Source organism: Sorangium aterium, assembly GCF_028368935.1.
Classification (GTDB): Bacteria; Myxococcota_A; Polyangia; order Polyangiales; family Polyangiaceae; genus Sorangium; species Sorangium atrum.
Genome location: NZ_JAQNDK010000006.1, coordinates 1,035,165 through 1,060,176, shown reverse-complemented (window position 1 = coordinate 1,060,176; position 25,012 = coordinate 1,035,165). Strand labels below are relative to the sequence as shown.

16 protein-coding genes are annotated in these 25,012 nt (G+C 72.5%); 9 read left to right on the top strand and 7 right to left on the bottom strand.

Features of this window, described 5'->3' with window-relative positions; translation table 11 throughout:
* Positions 1-59 precede the first annotated feature (59 nt).
* On the bottom strand, positions 60-1,331 hold the full coding sequence (glyA, locus tag POL72_RS47905) for a serine hydroxymethyltransferase (RefSeq protein WP_276596436.1): 1,272 nt from the start codon (positions 1,329-1,331) through the stop codon (positions 60-62).
* Positions 1,328-2,659, bottom strand: a complete 1,332-nt coding sequence (locus tag POL72_RS47900) for a dihydrolipoamide acetyltransferase family protein (RefSeq protein ID WP_272095540.1) — start codon at positions 2,657-2,659, stop codon at positions 1,328-1,330. The genes glyA and POL72_RS47900 overlap by 4 nt, the downstream gene beginning before the upstream one ends.
* A 322-nt stretch (positions 2,660-2,981) precedes the next feature.
* Between POL72_RS47900 and POL72_RS47895 the strand changes: the two genes are divergently transcribed.
* Positions 2,982-4,790 (top strand): glycosyltransferase family 39 protein, encoded by a 1,809-nt coding sequence (locus POL72_RS47895; RefSeq protein WP_272095539.1) that lies wholly within the window; start codon positions 2,982-2,984, stop codon positions 4,788-4,790.
* A 57-nt stretch (positions 4,791-4,847) separates the two neighbouring features.
* On the opposite strand, the gene POL72_RS47890 is transcribed toward POL72_RS47895, so the two are convergent.
* Positions 4,848-6,500 (bottom strand): lamin tail domain-containing protein, encoded by a 1,653-nt coding sequence (locus tag POL72_RS47890; RefSeq protein ID WP_272095538.1) that lies wholly within the window; start codon positions 6,498-6,500, stop codon positions 4,848-4,850.
* Between the two features lie 35 nt (positions 6,501-6,535).
* Positions 6,536-7,969 (bottom strand): fumarate reductase/succinate dehydrogenase flavoprotein subunit, encoded by a 1,434-nt coding sequence (locus tag POL72_RS47885; protein ID WP_272103849.1) that lies wholly within the window; start codon positions 7,967-7,969, stop codon positions 6,536-6,538.
* A 500-nt stretch (positions 7,970-8,469) separates the two neighbouring features.
* Between POL72_RS47885 and POL72_RS47880 the strand changes: the two genes are divergently transcribed.
* The 4 genes from POL72_RS47880 to POL72_RS47865 are packed head-to-tail and all read left to right on the top strand — an operon-like array spanning position 8,470 to position 15,437.
* Positions 8,470-12,945 (top strand): serine/threonine-protein kinase, encoded by a 4,476-nt coding sequence (locus POL72_RS47880; RefSeq protein WP_272103847.1) that lies wholly within the window; start codon positions 8,470-8,472, stop codon positions 12,943-12,945.
* Entirely contained in the window at positions 12,942-14,228 is a 1,287-nt protein-coding gene (locus POL72_RS47875; protein WP_272103846.1) for a patatin-like phospholipase family protein, read from the top strand. The genes POL72_RS47880 and POL72_RS47875 overlap by 4 nt, the downstream gene beginning before the upstream one ends.
* A 23-nt stretch (positions 14,229-14,251) precedes the next feature.
* Complete coding sequence (locus POL72_RS47870) at positions 14,252-15,103, top strand: DUF6602 domain-containing protein (RefSeq protein ID WP_272103844.1); 852 nt, start codon at positions 14,252-14,254, stop codon at positions 15,101-15,103.
* A gap of 22 nt (positions 15,104-15,125) precedes the next feature.
* On the top strand, positions 15,126-15,437 hold the full coding sequence (locus tag POL72_RS47865) for a hypothetical protein (RefSeq protein WP_272103843.1): 312 nt from the start codon (positions 15,126-15,128) through the stop codon (positions 15,435-15,437).
* A gap of 511 nt (positions 15,438-15,948) precedes the next feature.
* Here POL72_RS47865 and POL72_RS47860 read toward each other — a convergent pair.
* Positions 15,949-18,228: a PilZ domain-containing protein gene (locus tag POL72_RS47860; RefSeq protein WP_272103841.1), complete on the bottom strand. Its 2,280-nt coding sequence runs from the start codon at positions 18,226-18,228 to the stop codon at positions 15,949-15,951.
* Between the two features lie 364 nt (positions 18,229-18,592).
* Between POL72_RS47860 and POL72_RS47855 the strand changes: the two genes are divergently transcribed.
* A complete protein-coding gene (locus tag POL72_RS47855) occupies positions 18,593-18,949 on the top strand; it encodes a hypothetical protein (protein WP_272103839.1) in 357 nt (118 codons plus the stop codon).
* 41 nt (positions 18,950-18,990) lie between these two features.
* Here the strand turns inward: POL72_RS47855 and POL72_RS47850 are convergent, their stop codons facing one another.
* The gene (locus POL72_RS47850; RefSeq protein WP_272103838.1) at positions 18,991-19,182 is read right to left on the bottom strand and encodes an STAS domain-containing protein; all 192 of its coding nucleotides are present in this window, start codon (positions 19,180-19,182) and stop codon (positions 18,991-18,993) included.
* Positions 19,183-19,333: 151 nt separating this feature from the next.
* On the opposite strand from POL72_RS47850, the gene POL72_RS47845 reads away from it, so the two are divergent.
* The 3 genes from POL72_RS47845 to POL72_RS47835 all read left to right on the top strand — a co-directional run bounded on the left by POL72_RS47845 (position 19,334) and on the right by POL72_RS47835 (position 21,600).
* A complete protein-coding gene (locus POL72_RS47845; RefSeq protein WP_272103835.1) occupies positions 19,334-19,975 on the top strand; it encodes an RNA polymerase sigma factor in 642 nt (213 codons plus the stop codon).
* A complete protein-coding gene (locus tag POL72_RS47840; protein WP_272103833.1) occupies positions 19,968-21,341 on the top strand; it encodes a FecR domain-containing protein in 1,374 nt (457 codons plus the stop codon). The genes POL72_RS47845 and POL72_RS47840 overlap by 8 nt, the downstream gene beginning before the upstream one ends.
* Before the next feature lie 133 nt (positions 21,342-21,474).
* On the top strand, positions 21,475-21,600 hold the full coding sequence (locus POL72_RS47835) for a hypothetical protein (RefSeq protein ID WP_272103831.1): 126 nt from the start codon (positions 21,475-21,477) through the stop codon (positions 21,598-21,600).
* Positions 21,601-21,777: 177 nt separating this feature from the next.
* Here POL72_RS47835 and POL72_RS47830 read toward each other — a convergent pair whose 3' ends face one another.
* Positions 21,778-24,570, bottom strand: coding sequence for an RICIN domain-containing protein (locus POL72_RS47830; protein WP_272103830.1), 2,793 nt, complete (start codon positions 24,568-24,570; stop codon positions 21,778-21,780).
* Positions 24,571-25,012 lie beyond the last annotated feature (442 nt).

Below are 25,012 nucleotides of genomic sequence, written 5' to 3'. Positions count from 1 at the left end.
AGATCGCTCTCCATGGCGTCCTCGGTGGCGGCGCCGTGGCTCGCCGCAGCGCCGGCCAGCTAAAGCCGGATGCCGGGCGCCGGGAAGCCGCGGCAGAGCTCCGCGACCTCGGCGGCGATGCGCGCGATGCGCGCCTCGTCGTTCACGTTCTGCGCCACCTCATCCATCCATGCCGCGAGGCGCTCCATCTCGGCGACGCCCATCCCGCGCGACGTCACCGCCGGCGTGCCGATGCGGAGCCCCGACGGGTCGAACGGCTTGCGCGGATCGAACGGGATCGAGTTGTAGTTCGCCACGATGCCCGCGCGATCGAGCGCCTGCGCGTACGGCTTGCCCGCGATCCCCTTCGGCGTCATGTCGATGAGGAGCAGGTGGTTGTCGGTCCCGCCGGTGATGAGCCGGAAGCCCCGCGACTCCAGCGCGCGCCCGAGCGCCTGCGCGTTCGCCACGATCTGCTTCGCGTAGGCCCGGAAACCTTCCTCCGAGGCCTCCTTCGCCGCGACCGCGATGGCCGCGGTCGTGTGGTTGTGCGGACCGCCCTGGAGGCCGGGGAACACCGCCTTGTCGATCGCGCTCGCGTGCTCCTTCTTGCAGAGGATCATCGCGCCGCGCGGGCCCCGGAAGGTCTTGTGCGTCGTCGACGTCACCACGTCGGCGATGCCCACCGGCGACGGGTGCACCCCCGCGGCCACGAGCCCCGCGATGTGCGCGATGTCCGCCGCCAGGATCGCCCCCACCTCGTCGGCGATCGACCGGAACGCGGCGAAGTCGAGCGTGCGCGGGTACGCCGTCGTCCCGCACCAGATGAGCTTCGGCCGGTTGGCGCGCGCCAGGTCGCGGACCTGATCCAGGTCGATGCGGTGATCGCTCTCGCGAACGCCGTACGGGACGCTCTTGAAGTACTTCCCGGTGATGCTCACCGACCAGCCGTGGGTCAGGTGCCCGCCCGCGGGCAGGCCGAGGCCCATGATCGTGTCGTTCGCCTGGGCGAACGCGAGGTAGACGGCCAGGTTGGCCGGGCTGCCGGAGTAGGGCTGCACGTTCACGTGGTCGGCCCCGAACAGCTTGGCCACCCGCGTCCGCGCGAGCTCCTCGACCACGTCGACCTGCTGCTGACCCTCGTAATACCGCTTCTGCGGGTACCCCTCGGAGTACTTGTTCGTCAGCACCGAGCCCGTCGCCTCGAGCACCGCCCGAGACACGTAGTTCTCGCTCGCGATGAGCCGGAGCGTGTCCGCCTCCCGCCGCTCTTCCAGGCGGATCAGCTCGGCGATCTCCGGATCGACCTCGCCGAGCGGCCGCAGGCCCTGAATTTCGCTTGTCGCGCTCATACCTCGAACTCCCCGCGTGTGAGGATGTCGGTGACGCGCCAGAGGAACGAGTTCGCCAGCACGCCGTCGATGATGCGGTGGTCGTACGAGAGCGCGAGGAACATGACCGGATGGATCGCGATCGAGTCCTCCTTGTCCTTCGTGACCACCACGACGCGCTTCTTGATCTCCCCCATCCGGAGGATGCCCACGTTCGGCTGCGAGATGATCGCGCCGCCGAAGAGGTTCCCCTTGAGGCCGGGGTTCGAGACCGTGAAGGTCGTGTTCGCGAGGTCGTCGGCCGTGATCTTGCCGGACTTCGCGCGCCCGGCCAGCTCGTCGATGCTCCTCGCGATGCCGCGCAGCGACAGCTCGTCCGCGTGCTTGATGCTCGGGACGATGAGGCCGCCGGGCGTGTCCACCGCCACGCCGAGGTTGACGTCGCGCAGCACCACGTACGAGTTCTCGAGCACTCGAGCGTTGAACTCCGGGTGCTCGCGCAGCGCGCGGACGGCCGCGGCGCAGATGAAGGACAGGAACGTGAGCGACACGCCCGCCTTCTTGAACTCGTCCTTGTGGAGGTCGCGCAGCTTCGACGTCTCGTGCAGGTCGACCTCGGCGACCGTCACCACGTGCGGCGACGTCACCTTGGAATAGACCATGTGGTCGGCGGTGATGCGGCGGCGCCGGCTGAAGGGCACCACCTTGTCGCCGGGCTTCGGGGAGTAGGGCGGCACCTTGTACGCGCCGTACCCGACGCCGGGCACCGGCGGCACGAACCCGCCGCTCGCCTGGATGAGCTGCGACAGCTCCGCGGCCGCGCTCGCCGGCTGGGCCGCCGCGCTCGGCTGAGGCGCCGGCTCGGCCGACGCGCCGTGCGCCGCGCGCATCACGTCGTCGCGCGTGATCCGGCCGTGATCGCCCGTCCCGTGCACGTCGCGCAGATCGACGCCCGACTCGCGCGCGAGCTTCTTCGTCGACGGGCTCGTCAGGGGGCGGGCGCTCTCGTCGTGCCCGTTGCTGCCGGGCGCCGGCGCGGCGGCCCGCGCTTCGGACGGCGCCGGCGCCGGCGGCGCGCTCGCGCGCTGGGCCGTCGCCTGGGCCTCGCCCTGCGCCGTCTCGTCGATCCGACAGAGCAGACCTTCCTTGGCGACGACGGTCCCCTCGGCCACCGCGATCTGCGAGACACGACCCGCGATAGGCGCCGGGATCTCCGTGTCTGCCTTGTCGGTCGCAACCTCGAGCAGCGGCTGCTCGCGCTTGACGAAATCGCCCTCGCGCACGAGCCACCGCGAGACGGTTCCTTCGACCACGCTCTCGCCGAGCTGTGGCATGCGAACTTCGACCATCGCTTCCCGCGCCTCCAACGCGCGCCGCCGTGAGCGCCCGTTTTCTCCTCTCCGGGCAAGGCGGCAGGGTCGTATACGCCGCCCGCCCTTCGAGAGCAACGACACAGTGTTCGTCCGGTGTGTATCCTTTGTGAAGGTCGCGTGCGCGTGGGCCATGGGGGGGGCGCGCCGGTCGCGCCGGTTGCGCCGGTTGCGTCGGTCTCGCCCACGGCGAGCCGCCTCCACCGAGGCGCGCCTCCACCCAGGCGCCCGGCGCAGGGCGGCTGGAATCGGATGTCGACGCACGTAGACGCTGGCGGGCCCCAGCCGGTACAAGGGCCCCGTGCGTGACGCCGCGCCGGATGCGACCGCAGCCCCCGTCCCCCTGGCCCCCTCGAGCGAGAGCGCGCGCGAGCGCCTCGCCGCCGGGCCGCCGCGCGTCGCGGGGGCGCGGGCGATCCGGGCGGCGTCGCTCGGCGTCATCGCGTTCCTGCTGCTGCAGGTGCTGACCTACGGCTACGGCCGCGATCAGGGCATCTACGCCATGGTCGCGCGCGCGGTGCTCGACGGCGGCATGCCTTACCGGGACGCGTTCGACTTCAAGCCGCCCGGCATCTTCCTCATCTACGCGCTCGCCCGCGCCCTCTTCGGGCCCGCGCAGTGGGGCATCCGCGTCCTCGAGGTCCTCGGCCTCGCCGGCATGTGCCTCGCGATGGCGTCGCTCGCCGCTCGCCTCTTCGGCGACCGGAGGATCGGGGTCGTCGCCGCCGCGCTCGCCGTGCTGGTGCACGCCCAGCTCGATTTCTGGCACACGGCGCAGCCCGAGTCGTTCGGGGGCATGCTCACCATCGCCGCGCTGCTCGTCGCCACGCCGCGCGGCCGCGACGGCGCGTCACGAGCCGCGCCGCGCGGCGCCGCGCTGGTCGTGTCGGGCGCGCTCTTCGGCGCCGCCGGCCTCCTCAAGCCGCCCCTCGCCGGGGGCGGCGTCGTGCTCGCCGTCGCGCTGGCCGCGCCCGCCCTCGCCGAGCTCGCGCGGCGCGGCTCGGAGCGGGCCGCCGTCCAGCGCCGGAGCGACGCGGGTCCGACCGCGATCCAGGGCGAGCCGGCGCGCTCTGCGACGCCTGCGTCCGGGCCGGTCCGATCGACGGCGGCCGCGCTCCTCTGGGCGGCGCTCCGGCCCGCCTTGCTCATCGCGCTGGGCGGCGTGCTCCCGGTGCTCGCCTGCGCCGCCTGGTTCGCCCTGAGGGGCGCGCTCGGCGATCTGCGGGAGGTCCTCTTCGTCTTCACGCCGCACTACACCGCGCTCGGGTGGCGCGGAGCGAGCGTGCTCGGCATGGCGTGGTACGGCGTCTGCGAGTGGCTCGTCCACTACTCCGGCCCGCTCGCGTTCGGCCTCGCCTGCCTGGTCGCGCTGCACCCCGAACGCCACGAGCGGGCGGGCGTGGCGCTGCTCGCGGGCGTGATCGCCATGCACCTCGTCGGCGTCGTGATGCAGGCGAAGTTCTTCCCCTACCATTACGGCGCGACGTGGCCGCTCACCGCGATGCTCGCCGCGCTCGGCCTCTGGAAGGCGTGGCAGCGGTGCACGCGGTCCGGCGTGAAGGTGGCCGCGGCGGCGCTCCTCGCGGCGCTCGTCGCGACCGCCTTCGCTCGCTCCGCGACCAAGGACGTCGCCGACGACTACATCGAGCGCTGCGCCAAGCGGCTCGCGGTGCTCGCCACGGGCGCGAGGGACCAGGCGCGCCTCGACCGCCTCGCGTCGGTCGCCGACGTCAACGCCGCGGCGAACCGGGAGGTCGCCGCGTGGCTGCGCGAGCGCGTCGCGCCGGGGCGCCCCGTGTTCGTGTGGGGCTTCGAGCCGGTGATCTACGATCTCGCCGATCGCCCGCCGGCGACGCGCTACCTCTACAACGTCCCGCAGCGCGCGGCGTGGGCCCGGCAGGAGGCGCGCGACGCGCTGATGCGCGACCTCGCCGCGAGCCCGCCGGCCGCGATCGTGGTCGAGCGCCACGACGTCTTCCCCTCGGTGACCGGCGACGCGATCGACTCGCGCGACACGCTGAACGGGTTCCCCGAGCTCGCGGGGCTCATCGAGGAGCGCTACGAGCTCGCCGTGAGCATCGAGGATTTCGACGTCCACCTCGAGCGCTGAGCTCCGGAGCCAGCGCCGGGCGGCGGCGCGGCGCGGCACGCCGGTGGCGCCGCGCCTTCAGGGGCAGGGGAGGGTGTTGGGCCTGCGAGGGGTCGGCGCCGCCGCCCCGAAGCGGCGGCCGTCGCGGAGGCCGTCGGCGCAGCGCTGGATCGACTGCGTCTGCGACAGCGCGGAGGTCGCGCCCTCGCTGACCTGAACGCGCCCCGGAGCGCTGGAGATCAGCGCGTTCAAGAGCTGCGTGTCCTCCTCGGCCGCCGGTCCGTAGACCACCGCGTCGATGAGGCGCGCCGCCGTGGCCGGCGTGGACGTGGGGAACTCCGCGGGCAGCGCCTGGTACAAGGCGACCGCGTCCGGGCCGTTCTGCAGGGTGTTGGTCGGGAAGACGAGGGCGGGCGCCGGTACGACGCCGCTGTTGCCGACGAGCAGGAGGCCGCCCACGTCCGTCGTCGCGTTGAGCTCGATCGCGCGGTAGGAGCCGTCCGTGGCCCCGTTGTAGAGCACGAGCGTGTAGCCGGCGAGGTTCACGTACCGCCAGCCCGCGCTGATCTCGATGAACTCGAGCACGTCGCTGCTGTCCGCCGTGTCGGCGTCGATCTCGTTGATCTGGAGCTGGATCACCGTCACCGGGAACGACGTCCACCGCGCCCCCGGCCGGTTCACGACGATGTCCCCCGGGCCGATCGGCGTCTCGTTCGAGAGCGCGGGGATCGTGATCTGCGTGTCGGAGTCGACCGTGAAGGGCTGCGGCGTGAAGCCAACGGTCACCCCCGTCGCCCCGGTGAAGCCGGAGCCGGTGAGCACGAGCGCGCCGCCGACCGCGATGACCGGATAGTCGACGGACGTCACCCTGGCCGGCGCTCCGCACGGAGGGCAGGAGCTGCCGCCGCAGTCGATGCCGCCCTCGTCGCCGTTGCGCAGGCCATCCTCGCACGAGGCGACCTGGCAGACGTAGTTGATGCACACCTCGGTCGGGCAGTCCGTGTCGACGAGGCACTGCACGCAGACCCCGGCGGGGTTGCACAGCCCGCCGTCGGCCCGGGAGCACCAGGTGCCGGTCTCGACCGGGGCGTTGATCGGCGAGCCGCCGCGGCAGGAGTCCACCGTGCACTCGCTGTGGTCGTCGCGCACGTCGCCGTCGTCGTCGACCTCCGTGACCGCGCCGTCACCGTCGCAGACGCGTTCGCGGCAGTCGCCGGCCACCTGCACCTTCACGGACGTCCCCGAGGCCACGGGCTCGGTCGTGCATCCACCGCCGGCGCACCTCGCGATCGCGCACTCGCTGTCGGGCGCGGGGCAATCGGTGTCGCCGGTGCACGGGACGCCGCCCCCGCCGCTGCCGCCGGAGCCGTCGCTGCCGCCCGCTCCGCCGCCCCCGCCGGGTCCCTCGCTGCCGCCTGCTCCGCCGCCGCCGCCTGCTCCTGCGTCGCCGCCGTTGCCACCGTTGCCATCGACTCCGCCGGCGCCACCGTCGCTTCCGCCGTTGCCACCCCCGGAGCCACCATCGCCACCGCCGGAGCCACCGTCGCCACCGCCGGAGCCACCGCCGCCGTCGCTGCTCCCCCCGCCGTCATTGCCGCCGGAGCCACCGATGCCGCCCCCTCCGCCCGTGCCTCCCTGTCCGCCGCCCCCTCCCGTGTCCTCATTGATGAGGCCGCGATCGGGCATCGTCGCCATCTGGCAGCCCGCGGTGGCCACCAGCGAAATGCTCAACGCGAGCGCGGATCCGTAACGATTCGATCTCGAAGTCATTGACCACCTGTGTGCAGATTGGCTGGGGCGCTCGGGCTCTCGACGGTCCCCGCGCTGCCCCGCGCGCAGGAGCGAGCGGGAGGGCGCATCCTAGACGCACGGGACGCCTGAAGAAAGCGCCGCACCGCCGCTCGTTGGTTCGGATCGCGCTGGCCTGGCGGGCGCCGCGCCGCGCTGCGCTGCGTCTGCTGCGCAGCAGCTGTCCTCGCGCGCTCCCTCGGCCGGGCAGGTGGAGAGCAGCCCGCTGGCATGCTCGTTGATGGGTCCCGGTTGCGGGTATGCGCTCCGCTGCGAGCGGGGGCGAGCGGCACGCACGCCATGTCGCCGGCGGCGTAGAGCCCGGGCACCGTGGTCTCGCCCTTCTCGTTGACCCAGACGCCCGACGCGCTGTGCCCGCTGCACAGGCCGATCTCGGAGATGTGCATCTCGACGAGATCGCTCGCGTAGCTGTGCCCCCTGCCCTCGTGGAAGCGCCCGCGGCTCGGGCGCTCCGTCTGGTGCAGGACCCGCTCGACCTCGGTGATCGTCTCCGGGGCGAGGTGGGTGAGCTTCAGGTACACGGGGCCGTTCGCGGAGTGGAGCTCCCGGTAGAACTCGAGCATCATCTGCCCGCTCCAGTAATCGCTCTCGATGAAGCGGTGCCCCTTCGCGTTGACCGTGTGCCCGCCGAGCGGGCCTGTCACGTACGCGCACGCCGGACCGTTGTAGTCCTTGATGAGCGGGTTCACCTGGAAGCACTCGATGCCCGAGAGCTCGGCGCCCGCGTGGTACGCCATCGAGTAGCCGTCTCCCGCGTTCGACGGGTTCTCGTACGTCCCGTGGAGGTAGCCAGACGCCGGCAGCCCGAGCCGCCCCGAGGCGCCGCAGCACAGGATGACCGCCCTCGCCTTGATGATCTCGATATGCCCTTCCCGGGTGTCGAAGCCGATCACCCCGGCGACGTGCCCGTCGGTCACGAGGATCCGCGTCGCCATCACGCGGTTGACGACCTTCACGCCGGCGCGCTTGACCATGCGCGTCAGGATCTTCTTGAGGTCGTAGCCCTCGGGCATCGGGAGCACGTAGCTCCCGTTGTGGTGGACCTTCTTGACGTCGAAATCGCCCGATCGTGTCTTCTGGAACTTCACGCCCCAGGAGTCGAGCTCCTGGATCATCGCGAAGCTGTTCCGCGCGTATTCATAGACGGCGCGCTGGTTCACGATGCCATCGTTGGCCACCGTGATCTCCTTCACGTACTGCTCCGGCGTCGCGTGCCCTGGTATGATGGCGTTGTTGAGACCATCCATGCCTATCGCGATGGCGCCGCTCCGCTTGATATGCGCCTTCTCGAGGAGGACCACCCTCCCCCGGGGCAACCGCTGTTGCGCCTCCACCGCTGCAGTGGAGCCTGCGCTGCCGCCGCCCACGACGACGACGTCCGCCTCTGTCACGCGAATGTCCATTACAAGCCCTCAAGGTTTCAGGCGCGCGCACACGACGACCCCACCGCCTCTCGGCCCAGTGGCCAACGGCCAGCGGCCGGGGTCGGACGCCCGGCGTCTCTCATCACAGACGCGGCATCCGTTTTAACAGACGGCCTATGCTTCGGCAACAGCTTTGTTGTTGCTGGCGCAGCAGCCGCCGGGTGTCGGGCGCCGTGGGAGGGTGCCTTGCACGAGACGTCAGGGCCGGGGTCGGGCGGCGCCGCTATCGCGGATGTGCGGCGCGCGGGCGGGCTCGCTCCCGGCGGGGATCCCCGAGCCACCCAGAAAGATTCGTCTTTCCACCCTGGTTGTCTCCCCGGAGACGCGGGCGGGACGCTACCATGCGGGTCAACCCGTCGTCCTTCCATGGATCGGGGGAACCGAGCGCGGACCTTGTTCATCACCGGTCACCCGATTCACCGCGCCCGGCGCCTCCCAGCCAGGGCGCCCGCGCGCCGCTTCGCTGCATGGCCAAGCACCCGTCCCAGCTCGCCGACCTAGAGATCCAGCGCCGCCTGGGCGCTGGCGGCATGGCGGAGGTCTTCCTCGCCAAGAAGCGGGGCGCCGAGGGGACGTACAAGCTCCTCGTCGTCAAGCGCATCCTCCCCGCGCACGGGGCCTCGCGGCGCTTCCGCGCGATGTTCGTGGAGGAGGCCCACCTCGCCACGCGCCTGAACCACCCGAACATCGTCCAGGTCTACGAGTTCTCCGACCACGGCGAGGACGGGCTGCTCCTCTCGATGGAGTACGTCGAGGGCTTCGACCTCGGCAAGCTGATGCGGGCCGCCCAGCAGAAGGAGTCGCGGATCCCGCCGCTCGTGTCGGCGTTCATCGTCTCCGAGGCGGCGAAGGGGCTGCACTACGCCCACGAGCGCAAGGACGAGGGCGGCATGCCGCTCGCCATCGTCCACCGCGACGTCTCGCCGCAGAACATCCTGCTCTCGCTCGAGGGCGTCGTGAAGATCGCCGACTTCGGCATCGCCAGCGCCAACCTCTTCCGCGAGGAGACCGGCGTGCTGAAGGGCAAGTTCGGGTACATGTCGCCCGAGCAGGCGCGCGGCGAGCGCGTCGACCGGCGCAGCGACATCTACGCCCTCGGCGTCGTGCTCTACGAGATGCTCGCCATGCGCTCGCCGTACGGCAAGCTCGACGACGAGGCGCTCCTCCAGGCCGTGAAGGAGGGCCGGTTCGACCCCCCTTCGGCGCACGCGCGCGACATCCCCGCGGAGCTCGAGGCGATCGTGATGCGCGCCATGGAGCGCGAGCCCGAGGCCCGCTTCCAGACCGCGCGCGACCTGGCCGGGGCGGTCGCGCGCGCGCTGCTCGCGAGGCAGGAGCTCGTCGACAACGCCTCGGTCGAGCAGACCGTGGCCCACCTGCTCGGCCGCGACCGCGTGGAGGAGGCGCGCGAGGGCGCCGCGCGCCGCGCGGAGGGCGCGGAGGAGCAGCCCGCGGACGACGGCTCCGTGGCGCAGCCGCAGACGCTCGCGGCGGTGCCGGCCGCGCGCACGGGCGGCGACGCCGAGGGCACCGGCGCGCCGCGCGCCGTGCGCGAGGTGCGCCACGTCGCCGTGGTCACGCTGCGCATCGAGGGCGTCGACGCGCTGCTCGGGGCGCAGGGCCGGCTCGCCGGCAAGCGCAGCGGGCGCTCGATCCGGACGACCCTCGACGCGATCGCCTTCAAGCACGGGGCGATCTGGTCGTGGGAGTCGCACGCGAGCGCGCGCGCGGTGGTCGGGCTGCTCGCGAACCCCTCGCGCGCCGCGGCCGACGCCGCCTCGCTCGCGGTCGACGTGCACGAGGCGCTCGCGGGCGCGTCGGAGGACCTGCCCGTCGAGCTCCGCGCCGCGATCGGCATCGTCCGCGGCATCGCGTACGGCGAGCGCGACGAGCAGGGGCACCTCATCAACCACGCGCTCAAGGAGCCCGCGAACTTCCTCGCCGAGCGCATCGGCATCCGCACCCCGTTCGGCAAGACGTGGGTCGCGGGCGGCGTCTACCGCCTCGTCCGCCGCGACTTCCGCTGGGGCGACGCGCCCTCGCTCGACCTCGACGACGCCCGCGGCTACCCGGTCCCGCACCAGATGCGGCTCTACGCGCTGCAGCGCCCGCTCACCCGCGAGGAGCGGATGGCGGAGATCGCGCTCTCGCCGAACGACCTCGTGGGGCGCGACGCGGAGCGGGCCGATCTGCACGCGGCCTACCACCGGGCGATCTCGCCGCCCGTGAAGGGCAACGTCGAGCCGCCCGCGCGCTTCGGCGAGAGCGAGCCGCCGGGGAGCCGGCAGAGCAAGCCCCCGAGCCGGCCGAGCAGGCCCTCGAGCCCGCCGGCCGGCGCGCTCCGCGGCCAGTCCGTGGCGCGCGTCATCGTCGGCGAGATGGGCATCGGCAAGAGCGCGCTCATCTCCACGTTCCTCTCGGAGCTCCCGGGCGACGCGCGCGTGCTCCACGTCGAGTGCTCGCCCGTGAAGAGCGAGCTGCCCCTCGCCACGGTCTGCGACGTGCTCCGCGACGTCACCGGGATGGGGCTCGACCACGCGATCGACGACGCGTCCCACGTGATCCGGGCCCTGCTCGGGCCCATCGCGCGCTCGCCGCTCGGCGCGCGCATCGTCACGCGGCTCGCCGAGCTCGTCACGGGCAAGCAGCTCGAGCACCCCGAGGAGGACGCGGCCGCCTACGGCCGCGACGTGGTGGTGCGGGGCGTGAAGTACCTGCTCGGCTCGCTGGCGCGGCACCAGCCGCTCGTCGTCGTCATCGACGGCCTCCAGTGGGCCGACCGGCCGAGCCTGGAGCTCCTCTCGGAGCTCCTGAAGCAGCGCGCGGAGCGGCTCCCGGTGCTCGTGCTGCTCCTCACGCGCCCTGAGGAGCGCGTGACCCCGTTCATCGAGGGGCTCGTGCGGATCGAGCTCCGCGGCCTCAGCGCCGAGGAGCAGATGCGCCTCGTGGAGGCGCGCCTCGGCGTGCGCGACGGGGTGGCGACCGTCTGCGGCGAGCTCGTGCCGCGCGTCGCCGGCAACCCGTTCTTCCTGCTCGAGATGATCGACGCGCTCCTCGAGCGGGGCACGCTGGAGATCGTCGAGCACCCGGGCGGGCGGCACGAGCTCGTGCGCCACGACCGGACGGGGGATCGCGGCGAGCCGCTGCCCTCGACGCTGGAGCAGCTCATCGGCGACCGCCTGCGCGAGCTGCCGCCGGCGGAGCACGACGTCGTGAACTGGCTGGCGGTCGCGGGGGGGCCGCTGCTCAAGGACGACATCCTGAACCTGACGCGGCTCGCCGACGACGAGGCGGTGACGCGCCTCTGCGCCCGCGGCCTGTGCGATCGCCGCGCCGGGGCGGTCGACTTCCGGCACCCGCTCGTGCGCGACGTGGCCTACCTCGCGCTCGACGGCGCGAGCCGCGTGCGCATGCACCGGCGGCTCGGCGAGCACCTCTCGACGACGCCGCTCGCGCAGGGGCTCTCGGCAGCGATCGTGGCGCAGCACCTCGCGCGGGGCGAGGCGCCCGTGCAGGCGGCGGAGCTCTACCTGGACGCGGCGCGGGCCGCGCGCGCGGGGCACCAGGCGCAGCTGTCGCGGCGGTACTACGAGCGGGCGCTGTCGCTCCTGCCGGCCGGCGACGCCCGCGTGATGATCGCGCACGAGGCGCTGGAGGCGATCTTCCGCCACCTCGGCCGCCGCCGCGATCGGCGGCGGCACCTCGCGGCGCTGCGCCAGCTCGCGAAGGAGAGCGGCCAGGCGCGCTGGGCGGCGCTCGCGCTCGTGCGCACCGCACGGTTCGACCTCGACGACGGCTACCTCGCCCGCGGCCTGCCGGTCGCGCAGCGCGCGGCCGAGATCGCGCGCATCGCGCGCCGCCCCGCGCTCGAGGTCGAGGCGCTCACGATCCTGTCGGAGGTGCTGCGCGAGCTCGGCGACATCCAGGGCGCGATCAACGCGGCGGATCGCGCGCTCCGGGTGACGCAGGCGGGCGGGCTGACGCCGCGGGCGCGCGCGGAGGTGCTGCGCACGAAGGGGGTGCTCCTGCGCCGGGTCGGCCGCGTGCAGGAGGCGGTGGAGGCCTACGCCGAGGCGATCGCGGTGTTCCGCGCGGTGGGGGCGCGCCGCAGCGAGGCGCGCGCGAAGAACTCGCTCGCGGTGGCGATGTTCGTGCTCGAGCGGTTCGAGGACGCGATCGCGGTCGGGCTCTCGTCGATCTCCATCGATCTCGCGATTGGCGGCCGGTTCCAGATCGCGAAGACGCTGAGCAACATCGGCCACGCGTACGCGAAGCTCGGGGACGTACCGCGGAGCCTGGCGTACATGAAGCGGGCGCGCGAGGCCCACGAGCGCTATGACGATCAGGACGCGCGGGCCGACACGCTCCTCTGCTCGGCGGGGATCCTCCTCGAGGCGGGCGACGTCGACGCCGCGCACACGCTCTGCGCCGATGCGGGCGCGCTCATCGCGGTGACCGGCAGCGTCTACGACATGATCCACGAGCGCAACGTCCGCGGCCTCCTGGCGAGGGCGCGAGGCGACATCCAGGGCGCGATCGCGAACGCCTCCGAGGCGCGGCAGCTCGCCGAGTCGCAGGGGCTGATGAGCTACCACGCCCACGCGACGGCGATCGAGGCGGCGTCTCGGGTGGACGCGGGCGAGGTCCACTCCGGGGTGCTGCTCGCGCGGACGGCGCTCGGCGCGGTCGAGGCGGGCAGCTCGGAGTACGGCATCGAGGTGCGCGACCTCTGCTGCGAGGCGCTGCAGAAGGGCGCGCCGGCGAGCTCGACGGACGCGTACTGCCGCGCGGCGGCGCACGTGCGGAGGGTGGCGGGCTACATCCGCGACGCGCGGCTCAGGGCGCTGTTCCTGGAGCGCACCGTGGTGCGGCGGGTCCTCGCCGCGGAGGCGGACGGTCCGGCGGCGGGGCACGACCCGCTCCGCCGCGGGGAGATGGCATGACGGGAACGGGCGCGAGGACCGGGGCGAAGCAGCGGCGCAAGGTGGCGGTGATCCTCTCGGGCGGCGGCGCTCGGGGGGCCTACGAGGTCGGGGTCCTGTCGTACGTGCTCGACGCGTTCGCCCGCCTGCGCGGGGCGCCGCCGCGCATCGACATCCTGTGCGGGACGTCGGTGGGCGCGGTGAACGCGTGTTACCTGGCGGCGCACCTCGACGATCCGACGCTGGGGGTGCGGCGCCTGGTCAACCTGTGGACGCAGCTGAAGCTGGAGACGGTGCTCGGCTTCGGGGTCCGGCAGGCGATCTCGATGCCGAAGCTGCTGTTCGGGGGCGGGGCGGAGGGGGTGGGCCTGTTCGACGTGTCGCCGATGCAGCGGCTCGTCGAGCGGGAGATCCCGTGGCGCGCGATCGCGCGGACGCTGCGCCACGGCTACCTCTCGGCGGTGAGCGTGTCGGCGACGGAGATCGGGACGGGCCGGACGGTGATCTTCATGCAGACGGGCCCGGACGGGGCGCTGCCGACGACGGCGCCGCCGCGGACGATCATCCGGGGGGCGCTGGTAGGCCCGCAGCACGCGCTCGCGTCGGCGGCGATCCCGATCCTGTTCCCGCCGGTGCGGATCGGCCGCGATCTGTACATGGACGGGGGCGTGCGGCAGAACACGCCGATCGCGCCTGCGCTGCGGCTGGGGGCGACGCACGTCCTGGCGATCGGGTTGTCGCGCGAGGTGCGGAGCATCGACGCGGGCGACAGCGGCAAGCCGCCGGGGATGGCGCTCGTGCTCGGCAAGGTGCTGAACGCGTTCCTGCTCGACCACATCCAGACCGATTTCGAGGTGCTGACGCGGGTGAACCACATGATCGAGGACGGGGAGCAGGCGTTCGGCCCGGATTTCCTGCAATCGATCAACGGGGCCGCGGCGCTGCGCGGGGCGCTTCCGTACCGGCGGGTGGAGACGCTGGTGGTGCGGCCGAGCGCGGATCTCGGGCGCCTGGCGGCGGAGCACGTGCGGGCGGGCAAGCTGCAAGGGGGGCCGGCGATGATGCGACGGCTGCTCTCGCTGGTGGACGTGGGCGCGGAGAACGACGCGGATCTCGCGAGCTACCTCCTCTTCGACGGCTCGTTCACGCGGAAGCTGATCGAGCTGGGGCGCGCGGACGCGGAGGCGAGGCGGCACGACGTCGCGGACTTCTTCGGGAGCGCGGCGGAGGAGGCGGAGCCCAGGCTGTCGGACAGCGCGGAGTGGTCGATCCCGCCGCCGGTGGGGCCGGGGAGATCCGTGTAGCGGGGCGAGAGGTGGTCGAATCGATGAACCTCGCAGAACTCCTCCGGAACCGCCTACGTGCCCAGGCGGATCTCTTCGCCGCGCTCACGAACCACCCCACGGTCGTCGGTTCCGGCAGGGAGCACGCGCTTGCCGAGCTGCTCCGCGAGGTCGTTCCGCGCCGCCTGGAGGTCCTCACCGGCGCGATCGCGCGCGTGGACGATCAGGGACAGCCCCAAATCGCGACTGCGCAGGCGGACATCATGCTCGTGGACACGATCGACTATCCGATGCTCCTCCGTGTCGGGACGACGGTCGTCGCGATCCCGCAGGCGGTGCGCGCAGTGGTGGAGGTGAAAAGCGGCCTCGCGCGCGGGGCGAAGTTCATCGATGCCGTGGATCAGCTTGGACGGCTCCAGCTCGACGCCGGAGCCGACAACCCGTTCGTGACCGCCCTCTTCTCCTTCGGAGCGCCGACGAAATCGGCCACGTTCCGCGGCTGGCTCGAAGACGTCCTCAAGGCGCGCGCCGAGCGCGGAAACGCCGTAACCGCTGCGTCCGACGCCGAGACGAAGCGGACCGCACGCGAGGCGCAGGCCGCGCTCGCCCCGCCCTTCCTTCCGGACCTCCTCTTCTCGGACGAGGGTGCCATCGCCATGAAGATCGACGATGCCGGCAAGCCGGCATACCGCTTCTACGAGTGCGAGGCCGGCGCCCCCACCGCCGTCGCGTTTCTCGACCAGATGATGATGTTGACCGCGCCGCGTGTGATCGAGACGGTCCCCGCGGACCCGGCGGTCGCCGGCCGCGTAACCAAGGCGTTCCGCCTTGTTTCGTCGTTCCTGAGGGCGCCGCTCGCGGAGGCCAAGAAATGTGCGATCCTACAGGTGGCGTAGCGAGAAAGAGCCGGGCGAGCCCATGTTCGTGACCCAGATCTACGATCGGAAGACATTCCTCGAAAAGGCGCGCGAGATGGGCGTCGAGGTACGGATCGTACGGTCGCCCACGGTCGTCCCGGTGACGGAAGGCAGCGCCGTGCTCATGCACCCGGCCATCCGAGTGCAGTACGCGATCGAGTTCCCGTTGGAGGACGGACCCGCGACCTGGATCTACCGAGAGACCCATCTCGCCGACGATCGCGGGAACATCAAGCTGGGCAGCGCGCTCCTCGCGGACGTTGAGGCGCAGAAACTGCCCCACGTCATCCTGAGCCGCAGCGGGTCGATCTAGCCGGTGCTCGCCAGACGGAGTGTGGCCGGGCGCAGCGCTTCGTGACGGCGCGCTCAGGCACCGGTTCGGCCACGGTCGCGTGAGCTGGAGCGCCCGCTCGGCTGCGAACCAGTCGTCGCCGTCGCGCTGCCCGCGCCCTTCCCCAGATCGAGCGCGCCGGGGCCTCGATCCGTGGCGACCCCCTGGCGACGCCCCTTCCCAACGGATCCGATCCGTTGCGACCCCCCCTCGCGAGGCCCCTCCGAGCAGACTCGATCCGTTGCGACCCCCCTCGCGAGGCCCCTCCGAGCAGACTCGATCCGTTGCGACCCCCCTCGCGAGGCCCCTCCGAGCAGACTCGATCCGTTGCGACCCCCCTCGCGAGGCCTCTCCGAGCAGACTCGATCCGTTGCGACCCCCCCTCGCGAGGCCCCTCCGAGCAGACTCGATCCGTTGCGACCCCCTGGCGGCGCCCCCTCGTCACGGATCCGATCCGTCACGAGCCGCCGGCCGATTCTCGGCCGAGCGCCCCTCAGTGCTCCTTGTCCTTCTTGCCGCTCCCCTTCTCGCTCTTCTTCTTGGCGCCGTCGGCCTTCTTCTTCTCGTGCTTCTCGTTCTTCTCGGGCTTCGACTTCGACGCCACCTTCTTCGACTCGCCGCGGCCGAGCGAGATCTCCAGGCGATCGCCGCGCGCCTTCGCCTTGTAGGCGGGCACGCCGTCCTTGAACTGCAGGGTGACCTCCGCGCCGTGCGCCGTGTTGACCACGCGCACCGACGCGATGCGCTTGTCCTTGCGGGCGAGGCCGCTGCCCGACGACAGCGCGCGCCGATCGGGCAGCGATACAGTGAAGCCCATCGCGCCGGCCGCGCCGTTCAGCTCCTCGATCGGGCCGTCCATCTTCAGCTTCAGCACGATGGGGTTCCTCACCGACCCCTGCCCCCACTCCCGCGACCCCTCCTTGTCGCCGTCGTCCGCCGATTCCGCCTCGTCTTCCTCGCCCGGGCCGCCCGGGACCGCCACGCCCGGCGCGAGCGCGTCGCCGGCGAGCGCGCTCGGCTCCGCCGGCGGCGTCGGCGGCACGGGCTCCGTCGTCGACAGCGGCGTCGCGCCGAACAGCGGGACGTTCGCGGTGAGCGCGCCGCCGGGCGCCGCAGCGCCGCCCGGCGCCGCAGCCGGCCCCGCGGCCGCCGCGAGGGCAGGCGCGCCGGAGGACGCCGACGCCGGCAGCGCCGGCACACCCGCGGCCGACTCGGCCCCGGCCGCGGGCGCGTCGCCGCCCCGCAGGCCGAAGAAGCGCGCCGCCCCGAACACCACGAGCACCGCCGCCAGCCCAAGGAAGCTGCCGACCGCGGCCGCCTTCTTGTTGAAGCGCGGCGGCTCGCTCCCCTCGCCCGCCGCCTCCTCGGGCTCCTCGCGCACCAGCCGGCGACCGCCGGACTTCAGCGCGCCAGCCGGCGGCGGCGCCGTCTTGCGGCGCGGACCGCCGTCCTTGCCCGACCCGTCGGCGTCGCCCGCGCGCTCGGCGCGCCGCGCCTTGATCCTCGCCACGATGCCCACCATCGCCGTGGCGGCGCGCGCCCCGGCGCCGGCGAGCGCGGGCGCGATCTTGCCCGCCACCGCCTTGCCCGCCATCGCGGCCTTCTCGCCGACCTCGCGCAGCCGGCCCGGCTGCGCGTCGGCGGCCGCCTCGGCGCCCTCCTCCTCGGCCTCGCTCCGCGCGGAGGACGGCGCCCCGCCGTCCACGGAGGGCGGGGCCGCCTCGGCCCCCGCGCGCGCCTCCCGGGCCGAGAGCGCCGGCGACACGTCGCTGTCGTGATCGTCGTCCGCGTGGGCGGCCGCGCCGCCGTTCGCGCCCGAGGAGGCGCGCTCGCCCCGTGGCTCGGCCGCCGGCGCCGAGGAAGGCCGCGCAGCCGCGCGCTCGCTTTGATGATCGCGCGCCGGAACCGTCGGCGCCGAGGAAGGCCGCGCAGCCGCGCGCTCGCTTTGATGATCGCGCACCGGAACGGTCGGCGCCGACGACGCCCGCGCAGCCGGGCGCTCGCCCTGCGGCGGCAACGACGGTGCCCGCGCCGGCGCGCCGGCGTCGTGGGAAGATCGCCCCGGGGGGAGCGCCTCGGGCGACGAGGGCCGCGGCCGCGGCGCCTTGGCCGCGCGAGGCGCCTCGTAGCACAGCGTGACCACGAGCTGCGGCACGCTCGTCGCGGGATCGACCTCGACCTTCACGTGGTCGATGTACGCCTCGCGGCGCGTTCCCTGATCGACCTCCTCTAGCTCGAGGGAGCGGCCCACCTTGAGGAACTCCAGGTTGGAGCCGACCTCCAGGTCGTCGAGCCCGCCGCCGCGCACGCGCGCCTTCATGGGCGAGCCCAGCCCGTCGATGTGGAGCCGCACGCGGGCGCCCCGCTGCGCCGCCCCGGGCGACGCGGCGCCGGCCTGTACGGCGAGCGCCGGCGCGGGGCCCGCTGCGCCTGCGTCGATCGACGAGCACATCGCGCGCACCGCCTCCTCCGACTCGGCGTCGAGGCCGGTGAAGCGCAGGCCGAACTCGCCGCCGCGCGCCTGCTCGGCGCGCCAGCAGACCTCGCCCTCGACGACCAGCTCCTTGCCGAGCCCGTCGAACCGGCAGATCAGGGCGTCGCCGACCCGCGGCAGGTACGCCGTGCGCAGGCGCATCCCGTCGGGGGACATGTCGATCGACTCGGCCTCGAAGCCGCCGCCCGACGTCTCGCCGACCGCGACGAGCGCCTCGATGCGGACCCGCTGCCCGGCGCCAGCGCGCCGCTCGCCGCCGCCCTCGCGCTCTCTGTCCAAGGATTCCGGCGCCTTGCGAACGCCCTCTCCCTCTGCGCCTCGACCGTTCATACGCCCATTCCTCCGCCGCGAAGCCGCGTCCGCCATCGCGAGCCCTCCGCGGTTGCAGAGGGCCCATTGGCCGGCAGTACGGCGTAAGCCCCGCGCTGGCCAAGTTTTGGAGGCTCCGGCCACGCGCCACGTGCGCCATGTCAAAGCGCGCCGCCGTGATGCGCAGCGTTGCGGCGCGGGAGGCGGGAGGCGGGAGGGCGGGAGGGCGGGAGGCGGGGACCGTGGGCGGAGGCGGTGTGCGATGGGCAGCAGGCGGCGATTGACCGCTCGCTCCACCTGGCGCTCCGGGGGGCAAACGTGGGAAACTCTCGCGATGGGCAAGGACGAGCCCCCGCAGAACCAGGACACGCCCGCGCCCGCGGCGAATCAGGATGTCGTCTTCATCCATAGCCCCGTAGAGCAGGGGGAGGGCTTCCGGGTGATCCGCAGCCGGGAGGACCGGCTCGAGATCGGCGAGCTGCGACCCACCGAGCACGGGCGCCCGCTGAACGGGGAGCTCGTGAAGCTGACGCAGCGGTCCGAGCACGCGCGGCTCTTCGACGTGGAGGTGCTCCTCCCGGGGCCGCGCGAGTCGTCCCGGTCCGGCCCCGCGCAGGTCGCGACCGACGCCTACCGCTCGAACTGGGAGGCGATCTTCGGCCCGCGAGAGCCGAACAAGCTCGCCAACTGAGCGCCTGCCTCGGTCCGCCCTGCCGGGGCAGGCTCCAGCGCTCATCGGTATCCTATCCTCCCCGCGCCACCGGCGGTTCCCGGCGCGGGACCGGCGCCCCGCACGAGCGTCGCGGCGACGCGGCTGTCCACGCCCTTCACGTCCGTGATGTCCAGGACGACGACCTGCGCCGACGTATCCGCCACGCCGCTCATCGCCGTCTCGATCGCCTCGCCCACCCCCTCCGCGTCCATGGGCCCGAGGTAGCGCCGCCCACCACGCGCCCCTCGTACCGAATCTTGAGCCGCGGAGGCCTCCCGGGGAACACTGCTGGGCGTGGTCCAACCCCGCCGGTCGACCGTCCCGCCCTTGACAGCGGTCGCGCCCTTCGCGCAAAGGCGGGGGGTGCAGGCGCTACCGCTGGCGGCGACCGACGACGAGGCGCTCGCGCGCGCCGCCGCGCAGGGGCACCCGGGCGCCGCGCCGATCCTGTGGCAGCGGTTCGCGCCGCTCGTGCGCCGGATCCTGACGCGCACCCTCGGGCCGGGCGACGAGGTCGACGATCATGTGCAGGACACGTTCCTGCGCTTCTTCCGCGTGGCCAAGGACCTCAGAGATCCTTCGCTGCTCTCGAGCTTCATCGTCGGCATCGCGGTGCGCGTGGCGCGCGCCGAGCTGCGGCGCAGGCGCGTACGGCGCTGGCTCCAGCTGTCGCCCTCGGGCGAGCTCCCGGACATGGGCGGCGCGCAGCAGGATCCGCAGGGGCGCGCGGCGCTCACGCGGCTCTACCGCATCCTCGACCAGGTCGACGACAGGTCGCGGACGCTCTTCGTGCTGCGGTTCATCGAGGGGCTCGAGCTCACCGAGATCGCCGCCGCGCTGGGCTGCTCCCTGGCCACGACGAAGCGCCACCTCGCGCGCGCGTCCCACCGGATCCTCACCGCCGCGGAGCGCGATCCCGCGCTCTCGGCCTACCTCACCAAGGCCCCGCAGGACCTCGATCGGCCCGGGACCCTCCCCGCCGACGGAGGAGAGCGCGATGAATGAAGCGGAGAAGCTGAGCCGGCTCGCGGATCTCGTGCGGAGCGGCGTCCCCGCGGACGTCGACGCGGCGCACGACGCCGCCGAGCGTGCCCGCTTCGTGGAGGCCGTGAGCCGGGGTACGGGCCGCGCAGGAGCCCTGGGCCGCGTGGGCGCGTGGCTGCGCGCCTCGCCCCTGTGGAGCGCGCTCTCGGGGCGGCCGCGGTGGAGCTTCGCGCTCGCCGGCGCGGCGGCGCTCGCGCTCGCGCTCGTCGCGCTCTGGCCGGCGCGGCCGCTCGACTACGCCGTCGAGGGCGCGCCTTCGACCGCAGGCCGGTACATCGCCGCGACGGCCGGCGGAGAGGCGCGGCTCCGCTTCACGGACGGCACCTCCGTCGCGCTCTCGCCGGGCAGCGCGATGCGCGTGGTGGACGTCGACGCGGCCGGGGCGCGCATGCTGCTCGAGGACGGCCGCGCGTCGCTGCGCGTCACGCGGCGGCCGAAGGCGCGCTGGTCGGTCGAGGCGGGGCCGTTCGCGGTGCTTGTCACAGGCACGGTGTTCGACGTGTCCTGGAGCCGCAGCGACGGCACCCTGCGCGTCGATCTGCACGAGGGGAGCGTGACCGTGCGTGGGCCGCTCGCTCCCGACGGGCTGCCGCTCCGCGCCGGCCAGCGGCTCGTGGCGCGGATGCGCGAGGGCGACGTGCAGATCTCGAGCAGCGACGCCGCGAGCGCGGCGGACCCGGCGCCGAAGGGGCTGCCGCCCGCGGGCACGGCGGCGCAGCCCCGGGAGGAGAAGATCATCGGACCTGGCGACGCCGCGGTCGGCGACGCCGGGGCCGTACGGCCGGAGGGCTCGCGGGCAGAGGGGGCGCCCGCGAGCCCTCCGACGGACGGTGCGGGGCCGGCGGCGCCGGCCGGCGCGGCGGCGGCGCCGAGCTGGGCCCAGCGCGTGGCGGCGGGGGATTTCCGGGCGGTCCTGGCCGAAGCCGAGCAGCGCGGCCTCGGGGGGGTGCTGGAGCGCGGCTCGCTGGACGACCTGGTCGCCCTCGGGGACGCGGCGCGGTACGCGCGGCGCGGCGACGTGGCGCAGCGCGCGCTCTCGGCGACGCGCAAGCGGTTCCCGGGGACGAGCCAGGGCAAGGCGGCGGCCTTCCTGCTCGGCCGCCTGATCGACGATGGCGGCTCGCCCGAGGCGGCCGTCGCCTGGTACGACACGTACGTCGCCGAGTCGCCGGGCGGCCCGTTCGCGGCCGAGGCGCTCGGCCGCAAGATGGTGGCGGTCGAGCGCACGGCCGGCCGGGCGGCGGCGCGCCCCATCGCGGAGCTCTACCTGAAGCGCCACCCGCGCGGCGCGCACGAGCCCGTGGCGCGCGATCTCCTCACGCCGTGAAGCCCGGCGGAAGACGAACGCCGGTCTGGCAGCCATCGTCTGATCTGATCGGGAGAACGTTCGCTGGTGGGAGCTTACCCCCATAAGCGTTACCCAGGCTTCGCGCCGCGTTCTCCTACATCCGAACGTTTACGTGGTCGTGGTCGTGGTCGTTTACGTGGTCGTGGTCGTTTACGTGGTCGTGGTCGTTTACGTGGTCGTGGTCGTGGTCGTTCACGGCATACCGTTGACGACCACGACCACGACCACGACCACGTAAACGTTCACGTTCACGTTCACGTTCACGTTGGTGACCAATGGTGTGGTGGAAGGCGGAGGCCCGAGGGAGGCACTTCGGCGCGCCCTCTCGCGCGCCGCGCTGCCCACCTCGGGCCGGTCAGCTCGCCGCGCCCTCTCGCGCGGCGAGCACCGATGAGCTCAGGAGTGGAGGCGCTAGCTAGTTCGAGCGGCTCAGCGGGTACTTGTAGAAGTTCTGCGCCCACTCGATGGTCCAGATCGTCGGCTCCACGTACACGTTCTTGTCCGCGCCGAGGGCCATCCCCCGCTTGATCTTCCCCATCGCCGTCAGGAAGACCTTGCGATCGTCCTCCATGCGCGGCCGCATCACGGTCGACGGCGGATAGAGCTCTTTGACCTGAGCCACCGTCGCCGCGTCGTTGATCCACCCGTCGACCCCGTGCTCGCCCTTCGGGAGGCGGGAGCCGCCGGCGTCGAGCCAGTCGCGCAGATCGTTGTTGCCTCGGTTCATGCCGTCGGCATGGCAACCGATGCAGGAGCTGCCGGTGTTCAGGCGGCGGTCCTGGGTGGCGAAGCCCACGTTGCTGTTGATCTGCGCGTCCGATGCAGTCTTCTGGAGGCGCGGATCACGCACGATGTTGACGAAGGCGTCGACGCGGCGCTGGTTGATGCCGCCCCAGAGGGAGTACCCCTGCAGGCCGTTCGGCAGATCCCAGATCACCTCCTCCGCCGACTGCTGGAGACCGTCGGTCCCGGTGTAGTAGCGGCAGTTCAGGTAACTGCCGCCGGCGTAGCTCGGCTGCCCTTCGCACCCCGCCGGCTCCGTGCCGTTCGGCTGAGCCAGCGTCGCGATGAAGCTGAAGTTGTTCGCCGAGCCGCCGGCGCCGCTGATGAACTTGGGGATCGGGTGCGCCCAGAAGGGGAACCGGATCTGGCCCACCTCGTACGCCTGCTCGATGGTGTTCACGCCGGCGTCGAGCTGCCCGCTGAAGACGTCCCACGTCTTCCAGTAGTACCCGCCGCTCTTCGTCTTGGCCCTGAAGTACATGCGGGAATCGACGGTGATGGCCTGCTTCGTGAGCATGTACTCGTACGACTTCACCCCCGCGTCGTGGTTGACGCCGAGCTCGGCCTCGAGATCCTGCGCGTACCAGGGGATCGCCATGATGGAGTTGTAGACGTCCGGGCGCGTCAGCGTGTAGACGAGCTGACTCGCCTCGATGTAATCGGTCTTGAAGCCGTTGACGTTGGGCGGGAGCACCTGGCTGTCCGTGGCGCCCTCCACATTGCCGGCGAGCACGCGCCCCCAGACGAGCCTGGCGAAGCTCGGATCCACCTGGACCGTCGAGGTGTACCTGTAGCGCTCCCTGAACGTGACGTCGGAGCCGACGGGCTCACCCAGGTAGTTGACGGAGGTCCTCCCGAAGAAGACGTCGTCGTCCGATCCGCCGAAGTGGAGCTTCGTGACCCCCTTGTTGTAGCCCCAGTAGTTGCGGGTATCGAAGCGGTAGACCATGCCCTTGCCGTTGATGTCCACCGGATTGACGATCGTGGGGGCCCAGCGCGCGGTCGAGTTCAGGGCCTTCGACAGACCCACGCGGGCCACGTTGAGCTCCTCTGCGCTGACTCCCGCGTTGTGGAGCTCGTGCAGCGAGGCGTACTTGATGAACTCCGCGTCCGCCGCGGCGACGGTGGCCTTGTCCGTCGCGATCCACGCCTTGACCTGGTCCTCGGTGACCTTCTCGCCGGCCGCGACGGGGCGCGGGGTGGCCGGCAGGGTCGGCGCGACGGCGTTCGCCCACGCCGTGACGGCGTTGAGCATCTGCGTGTTTGCGTCCTTGCAGCTCGTTCCGAAGCAGTTGTGCCGATCGATGCCCATCCGGACGACGAGCTTGGAGTCCGCCGGCTTCTTGAAGTTGACGCGCGTGAGCGCGTACTCGTGGGCCAGCGCCGGATCGACGTCGGAGTGCATGGGCGCCTGGGCCTTGCCGGTCGAGCTGTGGCAGCCGGAGCAGTTGGCGGTCAAGAGCGGGTAGACCGTCGTCTTGAAGGCCTCCAGCGACGCGGCCATGTTGAAGTTCATCTCCTTCGGAAGACAGACGGCCTCGACGTTCTTGCCGCCCTTCCCGTCCGGGATCTGGCTATAGCCGAGCGTGCAGCCCGACGCCGGGTTGACCCCCGTGTCGGCGTCGCCGCCGCCAGCGCCACCGGAGCCGCCCGAGCCGCCAGCACCGCCGGAGCCGCCCGCACCGCCCGAGCCACCGACGCCGGTGCTCGCGCTGCTTGAGCTGGTCGAGCTGCTTGAGCTGGTCGAGCTGCTTGAGCTGGTCGAGCCGCCAGCGCCACCAGCGCCGCCCGCGCCGCCCGAACCACGGACGCCGGTGCTCGCGCTGCTCGAGCTGCTGCTCGTGGTGCTGCTCGAGCTGCTTGAGCTGCCCCCCACGACCTTGAACGTGAACTTCTGGTTGTCGCCGTTCGCCCAGCTGTACTGCTGGAGGCCGGCGCCATCTGCGGTCGACCGCCCGACGACGTCGAGCGCCTTGTTGCTGTTTCGGGCCGTGATCCGCTGGGCGTTGTTGCCGACATCCACGAACGAGAATTGCTGGCTCGTGGCGTTGCCGCAGCTGGATTGGACGACGGTGGCACCGTTCGCCGTCGATCCACCGTTGATCCCGAGGCAGAGACCGCTGTTCACGTTCTTCAGCCGGAAGTATCCGCCCCCCGCGGACTCCGCCCGGAACTGCTGTCGCGTGGAGCCATTGCACGTCGCGATCTGCGCAGCTGCCGAGCTCGCCGTGCTGCCCCCGCGTATCTCGACGCACTTGTTGCTCTGCACGCCGACGAGCGTGTAGACCGCGTTCGGATCGATCGTAAGGCTCTCCCCGAGCGCGTCGCCTTCCTCGCTGCCGGTGTCGTCCAGACCAGCGATGCATGAGACGGCGAGAAGGCTCGTCGCGGAGGCAAGCAAGGCGCTCCTTGATGCGAATCTCATGTTGTTCTCCTCTGTCAAGTAAGAATACGGTCTATCTACAGCTCGACGCTGCCCTTGCGCTGGTCAGGGGCTCTCGACACGCGATGCGCGATGGAGGCTCCGGAGGGACGGCCGCGGTGGTCATCGGTCATCGTCCCGCCACGGGATCTCGATCACGAGGTGCGGAGCTGGAGGACTCGTTCGACAGGCGGTCAGGCACCGCTAAGAGGATTACTCTTGTCGCGTATCGGGTTGCGAGTCAAGCCAATCATGCGTCCCGCCGCGTCATTTGCACGTTCGTTTGCATGGTAGTTCGCGTGAACGTTCACATGATCGCTTGCGTGGTCGCTCGCATGAGCGTTCACACGATCGTTTGCGTGGTCGTTCACAAGTCCGCGCAAACACACACAAATCTGCGCCTCTCTGCGCCGGTCTCCCGCCGCCGACTCTCTTCACTTTGCCG